Origin of the sequence: Mycobacterium montefiorense, from assembly GCF_025823255.1 — a bacterium.
GTDB lineage: Bacteria > Actinomycetota > Actinomycetes > Mycobacteriales > Mycobacteriaceae > Mycobacterium > Mycobacterium montefiorense.
This window is the reverse complement of the sequence record NZ_JACKVL010000012.1, coordinates 568,976-588,952: the sequence shown is the minus strand read 5'-3', so window position 1 is coordinate 588,952 and position 19,977 is coordinate 568,976. Positions and strand designations below refer to the sequence as shown.

Annotated in this window: 23 protein-coding genes and 1 pseudogene; 14 read left to right on the top strand and 10 right to left on the bottom strand. The window is 65.1% G+C overall.

The window, feature by feature from the left end; all coding sequences use genetic code 11:
* Positions 1–76 precede the first annotated feature (76 nt).
* From H7K34_RS12560 to H7K34_RS12535, 6 genes are all read left to right on the top strand, one after another.
* A complete protein-coding gene (locus H7K34_RS12560; RefSeq protein ID WP_264062233.1) occupies positions 77–1,735 on the top strand; it encodes a thiolase C-terminal domain-containing protein in 1,659 nt (552 codons plus the stop codon).
* Positions 1,736–1,742: 7 nt separating this feature from the next.
* Positions 1,743–2,624: an alpha/beta hydrolase gene (locus tag H7K34_RS12555; RefSeq protein ID WP_264062232.1), complete on the top strand. Its 882-nt coding sequence runs from the start codon at positions 1,743–1,745 to the stop codon at positions 2,622–2,624.
* Complete coding sequence (locus H7K34_RS12550; RefSeq protein WP_264062230.1) at positions 2,624–3,439, top strand: NAD(P)-dependent oxidoreductase; 816 nt, start codon at positions 2,624–2,626, stop codon at positions 3,437–3,439. The genes H7K34_RS12555 and H7K34_RS12550 overlap by 1 nt, the downstream gene beginning before the upstream one ends.
* Before the next feature lie 7 nt (positions 3,440–3,446).
* Complete coding sequence (locus H7K34_RS12545) at positions 3,447–3,797, top strand: NAD(P)-binding domain-containing protein (protein WP_264062229.1); 351 nt, start codon at positions 3,447–3,449, stop codon at positions 3,795–3,797.
* Positions 3,798–3,917: 120 nt separating this feature from the next.
* On the top strand, positions 3,918–5,123 hold the full coding sequence (locus H7K34_RS12540; RefSeq protein ID WP_264062228.1) for a cytochrome P450: 1,206 nt from the start codon (positions 3,918–3,920) through the stop codon (positions 5,121–5,123).
* 10 nt (positions 5,124–5,133) lie between these two features.
* Positions 5,134–5,337, top strand: a complete 204-nt coding sequence (locus H7K34_RS12535) for a ferredoxin (RefSeq protein ID WP_264062227.1) — start codon at positions 5,134–5,136, stop codon at positions 5,335–5,337.
* A 3-nt stretch (positions 5,338–5,340) separates the two neighbouring features.
* Here H7K34_RS12535 and H7K34_RS12530 read toward each other — a convergent pair whose 3' ends face one another.
* From H7K34_RS12530 to H7K34_RS12490, 9 genes are all read right to left on the bottom strand, one after another.
* Entirely contained in the window at positions 5,341–5,625 is a 285-nt protein-coding gene (locus tag H7K34_RS12530; protein WP_372510747.1) for a DUF1330 domain-containing protein, read from the bottom strand.
* A 30-nt stretch (positions 5,626–5,655) separates the two neighbouring features.
* Entirely contained in the window at positions 5,656–5,844 is a 189-nt protein-coding gene (locus tag H7K34_RS12525) for a ferredoxin (RefSeq protein WP_264062226.1), read from the bottom strand.
* Positions 5,841–7,124 carry a cytochrome P450 gene (locus H7K34_RS12520; protein ID WP_264062225.1) on the bottom strand — a complete coding sequence of 428 codons (1,284 nt, stop codon included), beginning with the start codon at positions 7,122–7,124 and terminating at the stop codon, positions 5,841–5,843. The genes H7K34_RS12525 and H7K34_RS12520 overlap by 4 nt, the downstream gene beginning before the upstream one ends.
* Positions 7,125–7,269: 145 nt before the next feature.
* Positions 7,270–7,785, bottom strand: a complete 516-nt coding sequence (locus H7K34_RS12515; protein WP_264062224.1) for a hypothetical protein — start codon at positions 7,783–7,785, stop codon at positions 7,270–7,272.
* A complete protein-coding gene (locus tag H7K34_RS12510; RefSeq protein WP_264062223.1) occupies positions 7,782–8,399 on the bottom strand; it encodes a TetR/AcrR family transcriptional regulator in 618 nt (205 codons plus the stop codon). The genes H7K34_RS12515 and H7K34_RS12510 overlap by 4 nt, the downstream gene beginning before the upstream one ends.
* Before the next feature lie 114 nt (positions 8,400–8,513).
* On the bottom strand, positions 8,514–9,662 hold the full coding sequence (locus tag H7K34_RS12505; protein ID WP_264062222.1) for a thiolase family protein: 1,149 nt from the start codon (positions 9,660–9,662) through the stop codon (positions 8,514–8,516).
* Positions 9,663–9,666: 4 nt separating this feature from the next.
* The gene (locus H7K34_RS12500) at positions 9,667–10,479 is read right to left on the bottom strand and encodes an enoyl-CoA hydratase/isomerase family protein (RefSeq protein WP_264062221.1); all 813 of its coding nucleotides are present in this window, start codon (positions 10,477–10,479) and stop codon (positions 9,667–9,669) included.
* Positions 10,476–11,642, bottom strand: a complete 1,167-nt coding sequence (locus H7K34_RS12495; protein ID WP_264062456.1) for an acyl-CoA dehydrogenase family protein — start codon at positions 11,640–11,642, stop codon at positions 10,476–10,478. The genes H7K34_RS12500 and H7K34_RS12495 overlap by 4 nt, the downstream gene beginning before the upstream one ends.
* Positions 11,643–11,714: 72 nt before the next feature.
* Positions 11,715–13,013, bottom strand: a complete 1,299-nt coding sequence (locus tag H7K34_RS12490; RefSeq protein ID WP_264062220.1) for an amidohydrolase family protein — start codon at positions 13,011–13,013, stop codon at positions 11,715–11,717.
* A gap of 418 nt (positions 13,014–13,431) precedes the next feature.
* Here H7K34_RS12490 and H7K34_RS12485 point away from each other — a divergent pair, with 418 nt between their 5' ends.
* The 8 genes from H7K34_RS12485 to H7K34_RS12450 are packed head-to-tail and all read left to right on the top strand — an operon-like array spanning position 13,432 to position 19,480.
* Positions 13,432–13,965: a carboxymuconolactone decarboxylase family protein gene (locus tag H7K34_RS12485; protein ID WP_264062219.1), complete on the top strand. Its 534-nt coding sequence runs from the start codon at positions 13,432–13,434 to the stop codon at positions 13,963–13,965.
* A gap of 17 nt (positions 13,966–13,982) precedes the next feature.
* On the top strand, positions 13,983–15,260 hold the full coding sequence (locus H7K34_RS12480) for an aromatic ring-hydroxylating oxygenase subunit alpha (protein WP_264062218.1): 1,278 nt from the start codon (positions 13,983–13,985) through the stop codon (positions 15,258–15,260).
* Positions 15,244–15,567 carry a hypothetical protein gene (locus H7K34_RS12475; protein ID WP_108925760.1) on the top strand — a complete coding sequence of 108 codons (324 nt, stop codon included), beginning with the start codon at positions 15,244–15,246 and terminating at the stop codon, positions 15,565–15,567. Before H7K34_RS12480 ends, H7K34_RS12475 begins: the two co-directional genes overlap by 17 nt.
* Positions 15,568–15,570: 3 nt before the next feature.
* Positions 15,571–16,791, top strand: coding sequence for a metal-dependent hydrolase family protein (locus H7K34_RS12470; RefSeq protein WP_264062217.1), 1,221 nt, complete (start codon positions 15,571–15,573; stop codon positions 16,789–16,791).
* Positions 16,769–17,203, top strand: a complete 435-nt coding sequence (locus H7K34_RS12465) for a nuclear transport factor 2 family protein (protein ID WP_108925758.1) — start codon at positions 16,769–16,771, stop codon at positions 17,201–17,203. The genes H7K34_RS12470 and H7K34_RS12465 overlap by 23 nt, the downstream gene beginning before the upstream one ends.
* Entirely contained in the window at positions 17,200–18,306 is a 1,107-nt protein-coding gene (locus H7K34_RS12460; RefSeq protein ID WP_264062216.1) for an acyl-CoA dehydrogenase family protein, read from the top strand. The genes H7K34_RS12465 and H7K34_RS12460 overlap by 4 nt, the downstream gene beginning before the upstream one ends.
* Before the next feature lie 2 nt (positions 18,307–18,308).
* On the top strand, positions 18,309–19,130 hold the full coding sequence (locus H7K34_RS12455) for an acyl-CoA dehydrogenase family protein (RefSeq protein WP_264062215.1): 822 nt from the start codon (positions 18,309–18,311) through the stop codon (positions 19,128–19,130).
* A gap of 35 nt (positions 19,131–19,165) precedes the next feature.
* Entirely contained in the window at positions 19,166–19,480 is a 315-nt protein-coding gene (locus H7K34_RS12450; protein WP_264062213.1) for a DUF4190 domain-containing protein, read from the top strand.
* Here the strand turns inward: H7K34_RS12450 and H7K34_RS27035 are convergent.
* Positions 19,477–19,938 (bottom strand): annotated as a pseudogene (locus tag H7K34_RS27035) (acyl-CoA dehydrogenase family protein); the annotation flags it as partial. The gene H7K34_RS12450 and the pseudogene H7K34_RS27035 overlap by 4 nt on opposite strands.
* Between the last annotated feature and the right edge of the window lie 39 nt (positions 19,939–19,977).

Here is a 19,977-nt window from a genome sequence, read left to right as displayed (position 1 = left end):
TGTTTGGAGTGATAACGTAATTCTCCAATTTGCATAATGGCCCTACCGGGCCGGCCGTGCGACACTCGGAGGTGACGTGTCAGCAGCACCGCGCCGCCCGCTGCCCCAGCTCACGCAGGAGAACGAATTCTTCTGGACCTCGGGTGCCGACGGAAAGCTACGGCTGCAGGAATGTAAATCCTGCGCAGCCTTGATCCATCCGCCGGCGCCGGTGTGCCGTTATTGCCGCTCCCTGGACGTGGGGGTGCGCGCGGTTTCGGGCAAGGCGACGCTGGCCGGATTCACCATCAACGAGCGATTCAGTCTGCCCGGGCTGGCGGCGCCCTACGTGATCGCGCAAGTGGCGATCGTCGAAGACCCACGCGTGCGATTGACCACCAACATCGTGGAGTGCGATCCCGACAGGCTGGAACTCGGCCAGCAGGTCGAGGTCGTCTTCGAGCAGGTCGAGGACGTGTGGTTTCCGCTGTTCCGACCGGTACCAGACGCCGCCGAGCCCGGTGAGCTGCCGATCGACGAGATCGCGCCGGAGCGCTTCGGCGAACATGTCCGGCCGATGCTTACCGCGGAGAAGTTCGAAGACAAGGTCGCGCTGACCGGGATCGGCATGTCAGCGATCGGGCGGCGGCTGATGGCACTGCCGCTGTCACTCACGGTGCAGGCGTGCCAGGCCGCCATCGCCGACGCCGGCCTGACGTACGCCGACATCGACGGCCTGTCCACCTACCCCGGCGCGATCAATGTCGGCGGATTCGGGGAGGGCGGCACCACCGCTCTCGAGTCGGCGCTGGGCATTCGGCCGACCTGGCACAACGGCGCCATGGAGACGTTTGGCCCGGGCGGTTCGGTGATCGCCGCGATGCAAGCGGTCGCCTGCGGGCTGGCGCGCCATGTGCTGTGCTTCCGGACGCTGTGGGAAGCCACCCACGGCGAGCTGATGAAGCAGGGCAAGATCACCGGATCGATGGGCCGGATGTCGGGCTGGCAGATGCCATTTGGCGCCACGTCCGCGGCACATACGTTGGCGATGAACGCGCAGCGGCACTTTCACCGTTACGGCACCACCAAAGAAACGCTGGGCTGGATCGCATTGAGTCAGCGAGCCAACGCCGAACTGAACCCGACGGCCATCTACCGGACGCCGATGAACATGGACGACTATCTGAAGGCACGGCCCATCACCACGCCGTTCGGCCTGTACGACTGCGACGTGCCCTGCGACGGCGCGATAGCCGTGATCGTCTCCGCCGTCGACGCCGCGCGCGACCTGGCCAAGCCGCCGGTTCTGGTGGAGGCGATCGGGACGCAGATCGTCGAGCGGCTCGACTGGGACCAGAGCACGCTGACCCACGAGCCGCAGGTGCTGGGCCAGGCGGCGCACGTGTGGACCCGCACCTCGCTGCTGCCGGCTGACGTCGATGTCGCCGAGCTGTACGACGGGTTTTCCTTCAACTGCCTTTCCTGGATCGAGGCGCTGGGCTTCTGCGGAATCGGTGAGGCGAAGGAATTCCTGGACGGCGGCAAGAACATCGCCCGCGACGGCCAGCTCCCGCTCAACACCCACGGCGGTCAGCTCTCCCACGGCCGCACCCACGGTATGGGCCTGCTGCACGAGGCCCTCACCCAGCTGCGCGGCGAGGCCGGCGACCGCCAGGTCGCCGGGGCCCGGGTCGGCGTGGTCAGCAGCGGCGGTTTGACACCGAGCGGCGTGCTGCTGCTGCGGGCCGCGGAATGAGGCGAGCATGACTGCCCAGCCGCATCCCCGATTGGTGATCGTCGCCGGGGTGCCGATGTCGGCGATCGTCGCCGAAGCTCCAGACCCCAAGGCCGTGATCGTGGCCATCCACGGCGGCGGCACCACCGCGGTCTATTTCGACTGCCCCGGCCACCCGTCGTATTCACTGTTACGGGCCGGTCCGACAGCGGGATTCACCGTGGTGGCCCTCGACCGGCCGGGCTACGGCAGTTCGGCGCCTTATCCCGAGGCGATGGTCTCCGGCGACCAACGCGTCAACCTGGCTTACGGGGCGGTCGATCGCATCATCGGCGAACGACCAAGCGGTGCAGGACTATTCGTGATGGGCCATTCGGGCGGATGCGAACTGACGATGCGGATGGCTGCCGACGAGCGCGGCGCCGATCTGCTCGGCATCGAATTGGCCGGGACCGGCCGGCACTATCACCCCGCGGCCAAGGAAATACTCAAAACAGCGACCCGCGAACGCCGCCCGTCGGGCATGCGCGACCTGCTGTGGAGCCCGGAGCACCTGTATCCCCCCGAGGTCCTCGGCGGTGCGACGGTTTCCCCATCGGCTCCCTCCTACGAGGACCAGATGGTGTCGGACTGGGCACGCCAGACCTTCCCGACGCTGGCACCGGCCGTGCGGGTGCCGGTGCACTTCAGCATCGCCGAGCACGAAAAGGTCTGGCAGGCTGACGATTCGGCGGTAGCCGAGATCACCGCGATGTTCTCCGCCGCGCCGCGCTTCACCCTGCACCGGCAACTGGGGGCGGGGCACAACATCAGCCTCGGCCACACCGCCGCGGATTATCATGCGCAAATTCTCTCGTTCGCCGACGAGTGTGTAGCCGCGCGTCCGGCGGACGAAGAGGAGGCCGGCTGATGCGGGTGGGATTCATCGGGTTGGGCAGTCAGGGCGGACCCATGGCACGGCGGATCATCGAGTGCGGGTTTTCCACCACGCTGTGGGCACGCCGGCCCGCATCGGTTGAGCCATTCGCCGACATCCCGGTGAAAATCGCGCAGTCACCGGCCGAACTCGCCGCGGCCAGCGATCTGGTCTGCCTCTGTGTTGTCGGCGAAGCGGACATCGAAGAAATCACCAGCGGCGAGCACGGGCTGCTAGCGGGGATCGCGCCGGGCGCCGTGATCGCGGTGCACAGCACGGTGCACCCCGACACTTGCAAAGCGCTCGCGAAAAGGGCTAGCAGCAAGCGTGTTTCGGTCATCGACGCACCAGTCAGCGGCGGCGGTCCGGCGGCCGCCAAGGGCCATCTGATGGTGATGGTCGGTGGGCAGACCGATGTCGTCGAGAGCTGCCGTCCGGTCTTCGAGACCTATGGCGATCCGATAGTCCACCTCGGCGAACTAGGCACCGGACAGACCACCAAACTGCTCAACAACTTGCTGTTCACCGCCAACCTCGGTACCGCAGCCACCGCCCTGGCACTGGCGCAGTCCCTCGGTGTCGCACCGGACCGGCTCGTCGAAGTCGTCTCGCGCGGCAGCGGAAACAGCTTCGCGCTCAACGCACTTGGCGGTGTCGGCGGTCTGGACCGGCTGGCTCCCCTGGCGGGACCGCTGCTGCAGAAGGGCGTCCGGCTGATCGTCGACCTCGCCGAGGCGGCCGCCGCGCGCGGGGGCGCTGTCCTCGATGCCGCCGACGTCGCGCTGGCGATGATGGGTAATCCCCGATGAAGGCGCAGTGAAAGTCGGGTTCGTCGGCGCCGGTCGGATGGGCGGCCCGATGGTCGCGCGTCTCGCGGCCCCCGGCCACGACGTCCGGGTGCAGGTTCGCGATCCGGCCGACCACGCGCAGGCCGGCGCCGTCGACGTCGTCGATCCCCCGGTCAGCGGCGGCCCGCACGACAGCGCCACCAGCCGGGTACGCGACATTGTCGCTGCACGAGGCTCCGTCGCAGGGTTCATCGAGGTTGCCGGAGAACTCGTCGGCAAGGACGTCGCGGTCGTCCGCAGCATCGCCGAAGGCCTCGGAATAAGCCTCGGTGCCCTGCAAGACGTCCTCGAAGCCCTCGATGTCAGCGGAAAGGTCTGACATGACGCCACTTCGGTTCTTTCCGGTTCGCCTTGAAAGCGCTACCGTTAGCGTTACAGTCAGGCATTCAATCGTAACGGTTCCAGCCCGCCCCAACCCTCGCCGCTGAGGAGCATGTCAGTGACCAAGCCGAAGCTCATCTTCGACCCGTACTCCGAGGACTACTACAACAACCCGTTCGACATATATCGGCGGATGCGCGAGGACGCGCCGCTGTACTACGACGAGAAGGAAGACTTCTACGCGCTGACCCGCCATGAAGACGTGGCGGCGGCGTTCAAAGACTTCGAGACGTATTCCTCGGCGCGCGGCTGCGACCTGGCGATGGTGCGCAGGGGTATCTCTCCCGAGCAGAAATCGATCATCTTCATGGATCCGCCGGACCACCGGCACATGCGCAGCTTGCTCAACAAGGCCTTCACCCCGCGGGCGATTCAATCGCAGCTCGAGACGATCATCGAAGTGATCGACAAGTACCTGGGCGCCGTCGACGCCGTCAATTTCGACGTCGTGCAGGACTTCTCCGGACCGTTCCCGGTCGAGGTCATCACCCGGATGGCCGGGGTGCCAGAGGAATACCGCCAGCAGGTGCGCCACTGGATCGACACCAGCCTGCATCACGAACCGGGGCAGATCGAGGTCAGCGAAGCCGGCATGCAGGCCAACATCGACACGGCGATGTACTACTTCGGCCTTATTCAGGAGCGGCGCGCGGACCCGCAGGACGACATGATCAGCAGGCTGATCGCGGCCGAGATTCCGGGCGAGGACGGTCAGTCCCGCCAACTCGACGACATCGAAATCACCGGCTTCGCGACCCTTTTGGGCGGGGCGGGCGCCGAGACCGTCACCAAGCTGCTCGGCAACGCGGCGGTCATCTTCGCCCGTCATCCAGACCAGTGGCAGAAGTTGCAGGACGACCCCGGCAAGATCCCCGGGGCGGTGGAAGAACTACTGCGCTACGAGGGACCGGTCCAATACAACGTCCGCTACACCCTTAAGGAAGCACACGTCAGCGGCGGCGTGATTCCGCCATTCAAGCCGGTGTTCCTCTGCGGCGCCGCGGCCAACCGCGACCCGGAGGCCTTCACCGACGCCGATACATTCGATATCGAGCGCGACCAGACCGAGGCGCAACACCTCGGCCTCGGGTACGGAATTCACAGCTGCCTGGGCGCGGCGCTGGCCCGGCTGGAAAGCAGGATCGCGCTGGAGCGGCTGGTCGCGTTCATGCCGCGCTACGAGGTGGACTGGTCCGGGTGCAAACGGGTGAACATGCAAAACGTCGCGGGCTGGAAGAGCGTGCCCGTCAAAGTGCTTCGATAAGGGGGCCGCGATGACGAGGAAAATTGAAGTCGATTGGGGACTCTGCGAAAGCAACGGCGTCTGCATGGGCATCAATCCGGACATCTTCGAACTCGGCGACGACGACATGCTGACCGTCCACACCGAAGAAGTCACCCCGGAGAACGAGGCGGACGTGCGCGAGGCGGTCCGTCAATGCCCCCGGCAGGCAATCGCGATCGTCGGCGACGAGTAGCGATCAGAATCCGGAAAGGATGACCGCGTTGCAGTCGGCGGCCGCTTGGCGCAGTTTCGCCGCCTGCTGGTAGCCCTCGGATTCGTACCATGCGCGCGCGGCGTCGACCGACTCGAACTCCAGCACCACGGTCTGGTCGCCGTGCCAGTTGCCCTCAATGACTGTGGGCGCGGTGTCCACCGCGAGAATGGTGGCACCGCTCATCGCCGAACCGGCGGCCTTGCCGTAGGCCTTCATGCCCGCTGGGTCCTTGATGGCCTCGGTGAGGATGACATAGCCTTTTGGCACTCGAATCTCCCTACTCGCCGGTGTATTTCGTTACTTCTCGCGGATGGCCTGCTCCGGACAGCACTCGATGGCCTCCGCAGTCGCGGCTTCCAATTCCGTTGGGATATCTGAATCTATCGCCTCGGCGTAACCGTCGTCGGTCAAGCTGAACACGTCGGGACACAACGTGAGACACATGCCGTGACCGCGACACCGCTGATCGTCTACCCAGACCTTCATGCCAGCGTGAACTCCAAATGCAATTCGGTCAGGCCTCGCAGTATGTACGTCGGAACATATTGGTAGCGACGATCATTCGCCGGGCCATGCATGTCCTCGTTGATCCTGATGTCGGTGGTGCGGTCCAACAGCCGCTCGATCGCCACCCGGGTTTCGGCGCGCGCCAGCGGCGCGCCGGGGCAGCTGTGAATGCCGCGGCCGAACGAGATGTGCTGGCGGGCGTTCTTGCGTTCCGGGTCGAAGGTGGTGGGGTCGTCGAACCGGCGTGGATCACGGTTGGCCGCCGCCTGCACGATCATCACGGTGGTGCCGGCCGGCAGGTCGACGCCCCCGACGCTGACCGGCTTACGGTTCATCCGGAAATCACCCTTCACCGGGCTCTCGTGACGCAGCGACTCTTCGATGAAGTTCGGGAGCAGGCTGCGGTCCTTGCGTAACTGCGCCTGAATATCGGGGCGCTCGCCGAGCGTTTGCAACGCGGCGCCGAGCAGCCGCACGGTGGTCTCCTGGCCCGCCGAGAAGACGTTGGCCGCGACGCGGGCGACGTCTGCGACGTCCGGTGTGGAGCCGTCGGGGAAAGTAGCGGTCGCCAGGCCGGTGAGCACGTCGTCGCGGGGCCGGGCGCGACGGTCGGCGACATAGTCGGAGAACAGTCCGTAAAGGAATTCCAGCGGACTGTGTGACAGCGACTCCTTACCGGTGCCGCCAATGCCGCCGCCCGCATGCTCGGCAATGCCCTTGACGAACTTGTCGCGATCTTCCATGGGCACGCCCAGCAGGTCGGCAATGACCAGCAGGGTGAACGGGCCGGAGAAGCCCTTGATCCATTCGCCGTAACCGGGCGCCAGGAAATCGTCGAGTGCCTGGTCGGCGAGCGCCCACATGGCGTCCTCGTTCTCCTTGAGGCGCTTGGGGGTGATCAGGCGCATCAGCAGGGAGCGGTGGTTGGTGTGGGTCGGCGGATCGAGCGTGGGCAGCTGGTCGCTGAACGGCAGTTCGTCGCGATGCTCTTCGATCAGGTCGGTGATGTCACTTTTTTCCAGACCTTCGAGGCTTACCGGGAAGCCGGGAAACGGTCCGGTCACCGAGATACAGGACGACCAGGTCTCGGCGTCGTTGAGGACGGCGCACGCCTCTTCCCAGCCGGTCACCATGGTGACCCCGTGGTGGTCTTCCCGGGTCACCGGACACTGTTCCCGTAGCGACTCGTAGTAGGGGTACGGGTCCGCGATGAGCTCCTTGCCGCGGAAGAAGTCCAACTTGGAGAAGTCGTTCGCCATCTTGCTCCGTTCCAATCTCAGCAGTGAGAATGATCCTGTCAGAGATGAGTATTAGATTTCCACACGGCGTGTTCGTCGTCAACGAGAGGTGCCGCTGTTCGGGGTGCGGGGCGGGCGGTGACGTGTTGGCCGGAGACCGCGTGATTTAGCTGGCCGGGACCAGATCGGCAGCCACCGACGGGCATGCCAGCAGCCCGCTCCGAAAGTTTTCGGCCTGACCGATCGAGTACGCCGGGACGGCGGCGGCGGCCAGCGCCTTGCCCTTGAACATCTGCGCGGCCATGCTCAGCCGGTGCTGGACCAAGCCGACGCTGCCGTCGAGCTCGGCGGGCCAGGTGTCCCCCCACAGCGTGACCTCGGTGACGCCGTGATCGAGGGCCTGCAACACCCCCTGCCGCACCCGCGAATCGCACCCCACCAGATCCGCCGCGGCCGCCAGGGCCTGCGGGCGGGGACGATCCTCGACCGACACGATGGCGTATTCGAGGTCGAGGGTGCGGGCTCCAATGATCTGCAGTGGCCGAATATCCGGGTGGTCGGCCAGGTCGGTGAGCAGCACGGTGACGTCCCAGCCGGCCATCGACCGGTCGAACAGCCACCCTCCGGCGAACCGCACCACGTCGACCACGCTGGAGGCGACGACGTCGAGCCGATACCTCATGTCGTGCTCAGCGGCTTGTGGGGCGGCGTGAAGTCCCGCGCCAGCGTCTCGGCGTACTGCTTGAACACCTCGGTCAGCGGTATCGAAGGATCGAGCAACCATGTGGTTTCCATTCCGTGGACGAAGGCGAGTATCTCCACTGCCTTGATGGTGGGGTCTATGTCCGAGCGATAGCGGCCATCGGCCTGACCGTTGCGGATGAGCTGGGCGACGATGTCGACCGCTTGCCGGTGCCGGTCGAGCATGCGGTCGTGCAGCGGGGCGTCGGGCAGGATGTTCTCGACGAGCAGCACCGTGAACGTGCCGACCAATTCGGGCGCCCGGTGGAACCGATCGGCGACCGCAGAGATCTGGGCCATCAGGTCGCCGGCGCGGTCAGCATGGGAATCGTCGTCTTGATCGCGGGCGTCCAGGACCGCGTGCAGCAGCTGTTCCTTGGACTCGAAGTGGTGCAGCAGCCCCGCGGGGGTGACGCCGGCCTCGCCGGCGATCTGAGCCAGTGTGGTGTTGCGCCAGCCGTTGCGCGTGAGGAGCCGTTGCGCGACCGCGAGGATCCGCTGCTTGCGGTCCTCACCTTTGGCGAGAAGCGTGTCATAACGCCGTGCGTCGGGCACCGGACTCCTTTGACCGATTGGCGGGCTAAACCAACCTAGTGAATACACAGTAGGTAGGTTTGGCCGCTGTGACAAGGGTCTCAGGCGGACTCTTAAAGAGCTCTTCGCCCGGTGTTACGCGACCAATTCGACCAGGGTGGCGTTGGCGGTGCCACCGCCTTCGCACATGGTCTGCAGCCCGTAGCGAATGCCGTTATCGCGCATGTGGTGGGCCAATCGGGTCATCAGCACCGCACCGGAGGCGCCGAGCGGGTGCCCCAGCGCGATCGCGCCGCCCAACGGATTGACCAAGCCCGGGTCCGGACCAGTCTCGGCAATCCATGCCATCGGAACCGGCGCAAAGGCCTCGTTCACCTCGAAGGCGCCCACTTCAGCGAGCGAGACGCCCGCCTTGCGCAGCACCTTTTCGGTCGCCGGAATGGGGCCGGTCAGCATCAGCACCGGATCCGCCCCGGTGACCGCGCCGGCCCGGTACCGCACGATCGGGGTCAGCCCCAGCTCGATCGCCATTTCCGAGGTCGTCACCAGTAGCGCTGCCGCGCCGTCGGAGATCTGCGAGGAGTTGCCCGCGTGGATGACGCCGTCTTCGGCGAACGCGGGCTTGAGCGCGCCCAGCTTCTCCACCGTGCTCCCCCGCCGCACGCCCTCGTCGGCGGTGACGACGGCTTCGTCGTCGGTGAAGACGGGGACCATCTGGTCGGTGAAGGCGCCACTGTCCTGGGCCGCGGCGGCCCGTTCGTGGGATTGGACGGAGAATTCGTCGAGCTGGCTGCGGGATAAGCCCCACTTCTTGGCGATCATCTCCGCCGACAGGCCCTGGTTGAAGGAGAAGTCGTCGTAGCGGGCCAGCACCTTCGGACCGTAGGGCATGCCGATCGCCCGGGCAGACCCCAGCGGAACGCGGCTCATCACCTCGACGCCACCGGCCACGACGACGTCTTGCTGGCCCGACATCACCGCCTGCACCGCGAAGTCGAGGGCCTGCTGGCTGGAACCGCAGGCCCGGTTCACCGTGGTCCCGGGAATGCTCTCGGGCCAGCCGGCAGCCAGCACCGCGTAGCGCCCGATGTTGCTGGACTGATCGCCGACCTGCGACACGCAGCCCCAGATGACGTCGTCGACGATCTCGGGCCCCACACCGGCGCGTTCCAGCACTTCGTTGAGCACGATCGCGGACAGGTCCGCGGCGTGCATGCCCGAGAGCCCGCCATTGCGTTTCCCGACCGGCGTACGCACCGCCTCGACGATGACCGTCTCCCGCATATCCCTACTCCGAATCCTCGTCAGATTTTGATAGCGCCCACCGGCCAGTAAACGACGGCTCCCGTCGCTCGCTGAAGGCGGCATAGGCGGCGGCCGCATCCGCGGTCGCGAAGTTACCGATCTGAGCTCGCGACTCGTTAGCCAGCGCGTCGCGCAGCGTGCGGTCGGCACCCTCGTTCAACAGCGCCTTGGTTTGGGCCAGCGCGACGGGTGGACCCGCCGCGAGCCGGCCGGCCAGATCCTTGACGAAGGCGTCGATCTCCGCGGCGGACACCACCCAGGTGACCAGGTTCAGCGCGAGCGCTTCCGCGGCATCGATCGTCTCGGCAAGCAGCGCCAGCCGCTTAGCTTGTTGCAGGCCAACGAGTTTCGGCAACAGCCAGGAACCACCGAGGTCGATCGACAGACCACGCTTGGAAAAGATCTGGGAGAACGTCGATTCCGGCGTCGCGACCACCAGGTCGCAGCCCAGCGCCAGGTTCCATCCGGCGCCGACCGCGACGCCCGTCACCTTGGCCACCGTCGGGATCGGAAGTTCGTGCAACGCCAGTGCCACATCGGTCAGCCGCGCCAGCTTGTACTTCGGATGGATGTCGTCCGGAATCCCGATGTCGGCACCGGAGCAGAAGGCCCCGCCCGCACCGGTGATTACCAGTGCCCGCACGCCGCGGTCGCGACCGGCGTCGTGCAGCGCGTCGCGCAAGGCGATCCACAGCTGGGGGCTGATGGCGTTTTTGCGCCGCGGCCGATTCAGGGTCAGCGTGCGTACCCCTTCGCTGTCGTCGAACAGCAGCACGGGGTCTTCGGTCGTGGTCAATAGCTCCTCGGCAGTTTCAGGACGTTGGCTCCCAGGAAGTTCAAAATCATCTCTTGGCTGACGGGTGCGATCTTCATCAGCCGGGCCTCACGGAAGTAGCGCGTAATGTGGTATTCCTCCGCGTAGCCCATCCCGCCGTGAGTTTGCAATGCCCGATCCGCGGCGGTGAAGCCGGCATCGGCACACAGATATTTTGCGGTATTTGCCTCGCGCCCACAGGATTTGCCGTTGTCATAGAGCCAGGTGGCTTTGCGCAACATCAGTTCAGCGGCGTCAAGCCGGGCCAGCGAATCCGCGAGCGGGAACTGCAGGCCCTGGTTCATGCCGATCGGCCGGCCGAAGACTTCGCGCTCATTGCCGTACTTCACCGCTTTTTCCAGCGCTACCCTGCCGATACCGAGCGCCTCGGCGGCGATCAGCATTCGCTCCGGATTCAGGCCGTCGAGGATGTACTGAAATCCCTTGCCCTCCTCCCCAATTCGGTCCTCAACGGGCACTTCGAGATCGTCGATGAACAATTCGTTGGAGCTGACGGCGTTGCGGCCCATCTTGCGAATCGGGCGGACGTCGACACGGCCGCGGTCGAGGTCGGTGAGGAAGAGCGTCATCCCATCGGTCTTCTTGGCCACCTCGTCGAGGCTCTTGGTGCGGGTGAGCAGCAGGATCTTGTCGGACTCCATCGCTTTGGAGATCCACACCTTGCGGCCATTGACGATGTAGCGGTCGCCGTCGCGCTTGGCGAATGTGGTGATCCGCGAAGTATCCAGCCCGGCACCGGGTTCGGTCACTCCGAAGCACACATGCACGTCGCCCTTCGCCACCGGGGGCAATGTGCGCGCCTTGAGTTCGTCGGACCCGTGCACCACGACCGGCTGCATGCCGAAGATCGAGAGGTGGATTGCGCTGGCCGCGTTCATCGCGCCACCGGACTTGGCGACCTCTTCGAGTAGCAGTGTGGCTTCGGTGATTCCGAGGCCGTGACCGCCGTACTCGGTCGGAATCGTCATACCGAGCCAGCCGCCGTCGGCTATGGCGCGATAAAACTCGGTCGGAAACTCGTGCGCCAGGTCCTTTTCCATCCAGTACTGGTCGTCGAATTTCCGTGCCAGCTCGGCGACCGACCTGCGGATCAGCTCCTGGTCATCGGTCAGCGAAAAATTCATTCCATCGCCGGGCACTGCTAGTTCTCCTTCATCAGTTAATGCACCGGCGCTCAGGCTGGTCCGATGGTGTGGTCAGTCCTTGTTGCCGGTAAGGGCTTTCGCGTTGGCTGCGAAATCCGCGAAGGACGCGCCGCCTCGGCTGTCCTTTTCGTGGCCCGCCGCCTTGATGGACACGTCGTGTCCCTCGGCGGCCTTGCGCAGTGCACCGACCGTCGCCTGTTCGCGAGAGATGTGGGTGAACGGGTCGAACGAGTACCACCGCATGGCGTTCTCGTAGGTCATCTTGTTGATCTCGTCGCCGGGAACGTTGTTCAGCGACAGCACTTCCCATAGTTCTTCGGGCGCACCCGGCCACATCGAGTCGCTGTGCGGGTAGTCGGCTTCCCAACAGATGTTGTCGATGCCGATCATGTTCCGCAACGCCACACCGACCTTGTCGCTGATGAAGCAGGTCAGGAAGTGGTCGCGGAAGACATCGCTGGGCAGCTTGCCCTTGAAATCCTGGTGCGTCCAGGTGGAGTGCATCTCGTAGGTACGGTCGGCGCGCTCCAGGAAGTAGGGAATCCAGCCGGTGCCGCCCTCGGAGAGCCCGATTTTGAGGTCGGGGTACTCCTTGATCGGCCGCGACCACAGCAAGTCGGCGGCGGCCTGCACGATGTTCATCGGCTGCAGCGTGATCATCACGTCCATCGGCGCGTCGGGCGCGGTGATCGCCAGCCTGCCCGAGGAGCCGATGTGCACGTTCATCACGGTGTCGGTGTCGCACAGGGCTTTCCACAGCGGGTTCCAGTACTCGTCGTGGAAGCTGGGGTAGCCCATGGCGGCCGGGTTCTCGGTGAAGGTGAGCGCGTGCACGCCCTTCTTGGACACCCGGCGCACCTCGGCGGCACACGCCTCGGCATCCCAGATCACCGGGATCGCCATCGGGATGAACCGCGCGGGGTAGGCGCCGCACCACTCGTCGATGTGCCAGTCGTTGTAGGCCTGCACCAGCGCAATCGAGAAATCGTGGTCGTCGGTGGCGAACAGCCGACCCGCAAAACCGGGGAACGACGGGAAGCAGATGGAGGCCAGGATGCCGCCCGCGTTCATGTCCTTGACCCGCTCGTCCACGTTGTAGCAACCCGGCCGGATCTCGTCGAGCCCGGTTGGCTCGATGCCGTACTCCTCCTTCGGCCGGCCGGCGACCGCGTTCAGCGCCACGTTGGGAATGACGGTGTCGCGGAACTTCCACATGTCCGAGCCGTCATCGTTGTGCACCAGCCGGGGCGCGTCGTCCTGGTACTTCTTCGGCAGGTTGTTCTTGAACATGTCGGGTGGCTCGACAGTGTGGTCGTCGACGCTGATCAGCATCATGTCTTCTTTGTTCATGAGCGTCCCTCTCCATCGGATCCACTTGCAGTCTGCGCCCAGTGCGCCCAGGCCGTCATCTCGCCCCGCTACCTCTGAAAACTAGCTTCTCGCCATTTGAGAATCAACATCCACAGCGCCGCCCGGGTAATTCCGGACACTGTTCCGGTATACCTCATCTTGCCGCGGATGGCCCTCTCACGTGCGACTACGCGATCACCGAAATGCCAGCACCCGGCATTCGGCCCGTGAAAACCAAAAATTTGTTACGCATCGGGGCGATGCGCTCGCCCGCACTGCGGACAAACCCCCGCGCAACCGCGCACGATTCGGCCGGCGGCGGCTCACTACCCGCTGGCATTGACCCGCAGAGCGAATCGTGCAAGTCTGTTAGTTGTAAATGAGAATCTGATTCTCTTTCGCCGAGAGGACTCCGTCGATGCGCTTGAAGCCGCTGCCGGCTGATCAGTGGGACGAGGCTACTCAGCAAGCGCTCTCAGCAATGCGCGGCGCGGACACCAACAATGCGCTTTCCACGCTGGCTCACCACCCGGCGTTGGCCAAGGCGTTCCTCCGATTCAACGTCCACCTGTTGATGTCGTCCACGCTGCCGCCACGCATACGCGAGCTGGCCATCCTGCGGGTCGCCCACCGTCGCGAATGCCCCTACGAGTGGTCTCACCACGTCAGCATGGCCAAGGCGGAAGGAATCACCGACGACCAGATCGCCGCGGTGCAGTGTCCTGCCGGCGAGGACGCCGGCCGCTTCGACGCGTTCGATCGCGCGGTGATCGCCGGGGTCGATGAACTGGACGAGCAATCGCAGTTGTCGGATGCGACCTGGGCGGCACTCGGCGAGCGGCTGAACGACCAGCAGCGCATGGACTTCGTCTTCACGGTCGGTTGCTACACCCTGCTGGCTATGGCTTTCAACACTTTCGGCATTCAGCTCGAGCACGCCGAACAGCACTGACAAGAGGAGCAAGAACGTTGCCGCACTTCCCGAAGCCAGCCGCCGGCAGCTGGACAGAAAATTACCCCGAGTTGGGGACCGCGCCGGTTGATTACACCGACTCGATCGATCCGGCATTCTTCGAAGCCGAACGTGAGGCGGTCTTCAAGAAGACCTGGCTCAACGTCGGCCGGGTCGAGCGACTCCCCCGCACCGGCAGCTACTTCACCAGAGAGCTGCCGTCGGCCGGCAAGGGCACATCGGTGATCATCACCAAGACTAAGGACGGATCGGTCAAGGCGTATCACAACGTCTGCCGGCACCGCGGAAACAAGTTGGTGTGGAACGACTTTCCCAACGAGGAGACTTCCGGTACCTGCCGGCAGTTCACCTGCAAATACCACGCATGGCGCTACAGCCTCGACGGTGACCTGACCTTCGTCCAGCAGAAAGAAGAGTTCTTCAACCTCGACAAGGGCAACTTCGGCCTGGCATCCGTCCGGTGCGAGGTGTGGGAAGGCTTCATTTTCATCAACTTCGACGACAACGCGGCACCCTTGATCGACTACCTTGGGCCGTTGGCCAAGAGCATCGAGGGCTACCCGTTCGGAGAGATGACGGAGACCTACTCCTACCGGGCCGAGGTTGGCAGCAACTGGAAATTGTTCATCGACGCCTTCGTCGAGTTCTACCACGCGCCGATCCTGCACCAGGGGCAGTACACCAAGGAAGAAGCCGCCAAGATCCAGAAGTTTGGCTATGAAGCGCTGCACTACGAGGTGGCCGGCCCGCACAACCTGCAGTCGACCTGGGGTGGTCAGGCACCACCGCCGGACATGTCCATGGTCAAGCCGTTGGACCAGGTGTTGCGCAGCGGGCTGTTCGGCCCGTGGGACAAGCCGGAGATCATCCAGAAGCTGGAACTGCCCCCGGGCGTCAACGTGAAGCGGGTACCGCAGTGGGGCATCGACTCGTGGCTGTTCTACCCGAACTTCATGCTGCTGATCTGGGAGCCGGGCTGGTACTTGACCTACCACTACTGGCCGACCGCGGTGGACAAACACATCTTCGAGTCGTCGCTGTATTTCGTCCCACCGCGCAATGCGCGGGAACGCCTGGCGCAGGAACTGGCCGCGGTGACGTTCAAGGAGTACGCGCTGCAGGACGCCAATACGCTGGAAGCGACCCAGACCATGATCGGCACCCGGGCCGTCAAAGAGTTCCTGCTGTGCGACCAGGAAATCTTGATCCGTCATCTGCACAAGACGACCGGTGACTACGTGAAGGAGTACCAGCGCAATGTCGCTACCGTCTGAGTTCGCGGCTCTGCAGCCCCATTTGGATTGGGATCTGGCCACCGAGCCTGAGCGCTACGCCAAGCGGCTGGCCTCGACGATGCCCGAGATGCAGGCTTTCTACGACGTCGCGTTTCCGCTGCTGCCCGAGGTCATCGAGTACTGCGACAAATACTCGCTAGACGACTTGCCGGACGACGCCAAGACCTTGATGCACATCATGCAATCGTTAGTCATGGTGTCGTTCCCGATCGAAGCATGGAAGCAGCCGCGGGTCCCCGACAGCGGCGCGGCATGGGTCGAGGTGCTCCGGGAGCCGGTGATCTAAGCGGTGCTGACGCTCAAGGCCGCCGGGCTGCTCGACGTCGACTCCGGTGAGATCATTCGGCCCGGCAACGTGGCGATCGAGGAAGACCGGATCGTCGGCGTCGGCGCAGATCCCGAAGGCGAGATCATCGATCTCGGCGACGCGATCCTGCTGCCCGGCTTGATGGACATGGAGGTCAACCTCCTGATGGGCGGGCGCGGCGAGACGCCCGGGCTGTCTCAGGTGCAGGACGACCCCCCGACGCGGGTGCTGCGCGCGGTCGGCAATGCCAGACGCACGCTGCACGCCGGTTTCACCACCGTGCGCAATCTGGGTCTATTCGTGAAGACCGGCGGCTACCTGCTCGACGTCGCCCTGGGCAAGGCAATCGACGCGGGGTGGATCGAGGGGCCGCGGGTGGTCCCGGCCGGCCACGCGATCACGCCCACCGGCGGGCACCTGGATCCGACGATGTTCGCCGCGTTCATGCCGGGCGCACTCGAGCTCACGGTCGAAGAGGGCATCGCCAACGGAATCGATGAGATCCGCAAAGCCGTGCGATACCAGATCAAGCACGGCGCCCAATTGATCAAGGTGTGCGTTTCCGGCGGCGTGATGTCCTTAACCGGCGAGGCTGGCGCACAACACTATTCAGACGAGGAACTGCGCGCAATCGTCGACGAGGCGCACCGTCGCGGCCTACGCGTCGCGGCGCACACGCACGGAGCGGAAGCGGTCAAGCACGCGGTCGCGTGCGGGATCGACTGCATCGAACACGGCTTCCTGATGGACGACGAGGCCATCCAGATGCTGGTCGATAACGACCGCTTCCTGGTGACCACCCGCAGGCTCGCCGAGGCGATCGATGTGTCCCGCGCTCCGAAGGAGTTGCAGGACAAGGCCGCCGAGATGTTCCCCAAGGCGAAGACCTCGATCAAGGCCGCCTATGAAGCCGGCGTGAAGATCGCCGTCGGCACGGACGCGCCGGCGATCCCGCATGGCCGCAACGCAGACGAACTCGTCACCCTGGTCGACTGGGGCATGCCGCCGCTGGCGGTGCTGCGGGCGGCGACCATTACCGCGGCCGAACTGATCAACTCGACCGACCGGGGGCGGCTCGCGGCCGGTCAGCTTGCCGATATCATCGCGGTACCGGGAAACCCATTGGAAGACATCACCGTTACCCGCAACGTCAGCTTCGTGATGAAAGGCGGCAAGGTCTATGTCAACTCCTCAGCCGAGTAGAACTGACGATCTGGTCGAGATCCAGCAGCTGCTCGCCCGCTACGCCGTCACCATCACCCAGGAAGACATCGACGGGCTCATCGGCGTGTTCACACCCGACGGAACCTACAGCGCCTTCGGCTCCACCTACCGCCTGGACAGGTTTCCGGAGCTGGTGGCCGCCGCACCAAAAGGCTTATTCCTCACCGGAACTGCCTTGGTCGACAACATTGACGGCGATTCGGCGAGCGGCACCCAGCCGTTGTGCTTCATCGACGGCTCCACGCATGACATGCGGATCGGCTACTACCGCGACACCTACTCGCGGACCGCGGACGGATGGCGATTGAAAACTCGCGCCATGACGTTCATTCGCCGCAGCGGCGTGCACGACTCCGGGCGTCCGCACGCCATCGGCCGCCCCACGCCGTGAACGTCGAGGAGTTCCGGTCGGGTCTGCGTAAGTGGCTCGACGAGAACGACTTAACGCCAGGACCCGACCACTCGCTGCAGGGCCACATGCAGCAGTTCCTGCGGGTCAGCCGAGCGCTATACGACGCCGATTGGATGCGCTACGGGTGGCCTGTCGAGGTTGGCGGCTTGGGCGGCCCCGCGCTGCTGCGCGCGATCGTCGGCGAAGAAGTGGTGGGCCGGCGACTGGCCGAGCCCGGCCCGTATTCCATGCTCGAGGTGCTCACACCCACGATGATCGATTACGCCCCCGCAGAACTCGCCGCGGAGATGGTCCCGCGGCTGCTGCGCGGCGAGGAGCAATGGTGCCAGGGCTTTTCCGAGCCGGGGTCGGGCAGCGACCTCGCGTCGCTGAGCACTCGTGCCACCCAGCAGGGCGATGACTGGATAGTCAACGGGCAGAAGGTCTGGACTAGCTTCGCCCAGTTCTGCACCCGCTGTATCCTGCTCACTCGCACCGGACCCGACCACAACGGAATTACCGCGTTCTTCGTCGACCTCGACACCCCAGGCATCACCGTCCGCCCGCTGCGCACGATGCACGGCGTCGACGAGTTCTGCGAGGTGTACTACGACGATGTGGTAATCCCCGGGAGCCGGATGCTTGGCCAGCCGGGCGACGGCTGGCGGCTCGCGATGGACCTACTCCCCTTCGAACGCTCCACCTGTTTTTGGCAGCGGATCGCCTATCTCTACGCCCGGTTCGATGCGCTCATCGCGGAGGTTTCCGGTGGCAGCCGGCACGGCGGCCACGACGAATACGAGCTTGGCGCAGCGTATCTCGCTCTGCACACGCTGCGCTGCCGGTCCCGCGCTACGCAGTATCGGCTGCGCGACGGAGCACGCCTGGGCCCCGATACCTCGATCGACAAGGTGCTGCTGGCCTCGGCCGAACAGCGGTTGTACGACACCGTCCGCGACCTGCTGTCCGGCGACCTCGAACTTGACGACACACCCTGGCGCTCGGAGTACCTGTACTCGCGCGCGTCGACCATTTATGGTGGCACCGCCGAGATTCAGCGCAACATCATCGCCCGCCGGCTTCTCGATCTCGGGAAGGAGTGATCATGGACCTGACCACAGACTCCGAGGAACTTCAACTGCTGGCCGACTCAATACGCACCGCGATGGGCACGACTTCCGGCGCCAGGCTCGATACGGCGCTGACCGACCTCGGCTGGCACGACATGCTGGACGAAATCCCGCATTTTGCAATCCCTCTGGTGTTTCGGCTACTCGGCGAGACCGGTGCGCACGCGCCAGTGCTCAACGACGTGGTGCTGCGTGCGGCCGGCAAGACACCGGGCGGTGTCACCCCGCTTCCGTTCGCCGGCGGCTCCTGGGTGGTGTGGAAACGTGAAGACGCTCCAAGTTCGGCGATAGACGATCAGCTGCCGATACATCCGGTGGCAGAGGGGGATTCAGCTTCTGAGGCCGGACTTGCCGCCGGGCGGCGGGCATTGGGCTGGTGGCTGGTCGGCGCCGGCCGCGCGATGCTGACGCTAGCGCGCCAGCACGCCCTGGATCGTGTCCAGTTCGGCCGCCATATCAGCTCGTTTCAGGCGATCCGGCACCGACTGGCCGAGACGCTGGTCGCGATCGAGGGCGCCGAGGCGACCCTGCACGCCGCCGGCACGGCATCCGATGATCCGGACGACCTGGCCAGCTTGCTGGCCAAGGCGGCGGCCGGCCAGGCGGCACTGACCGCGGCGCGTCACTGCCAGCAGGTGCTCGGTGGTATCGGGTTCACCGCCGAACATCAGTTGCACTGCCACGTCAAACGGTCGCTGATTCTGGACAGCCTGCTCGGCAGCGCACGAGAACTGACCGGGCAGGCCGGAGCGGCGTTGCGGGCCAACGGATCTGCACCACGGCTGGTGCAGCTGTAGCAGCTGCGGAAGCGGACTGCCTAGAATTGGCGCACATGCGCTACCCCGTAGAACCCCGAAATCAGGCCGGCGCCGCGTCGGTGATCCTGGGCGGGTTGGCAGTGGCCACCTGCTGGCTGCTGCTGGGAGTGCCCTTGGGTATCGCGGCCCTGCTGACAGGCGACATCGCCCGGCGGCGAGTCAGCCGCGGTGAAGCGACGAATCACCGGGCCGCAATAGCCGGCATGGTGTTAGGGACGGTGGCGATCGTGGCCGGGCTCATCGCCATCGGCTACTACTCCTGGCTGGACTCCCAGGATCCGGGCCGTCTGCAGCGGTGCCTGGACAACCCCGCCACCACCAACTGCTAACCGCGGGGCAGCCCCAGGACGCGCTCGGCAATGATGTTGCGCTGAACTTCGGAAGTGCCTCCCGCGATGGTCGCGGCGAAGGTGCGTGTGTAGCGGTCGAACCAGCTGCCGTAGTGGCTGTCCAGGTTGAGTGGCGCGAACGGGGCGGTGACCCCACGCAATACCAGGCCGTCGCCCCCCTTGGCGCCCAGAGCGTCCTCACAGGCACGTTGCATCGCCTCCGAACCCAGCAGCTTGAGCACCGATTGGGCGGGTACGTCCTCTTCACCGCGTGCGGCCTTGGCCAGGGTCGCCGACCCCAGTAGCCGCATCGCGTAAAAATCCATCACCAGCGTCGCGTAGCGATCCCGCTGCACGGAACCCGATGGGCTGGACTCGACGGTCATCGCGTGCAGCATGTCCTCGTAATCCAGCCAGAGCATGGCGCGCTCGTGACCGAGCGAACCGGTAGCGACGCGCCAACCCGCGTTGAGCTCCCCCACCAAATTCTCGGCCGA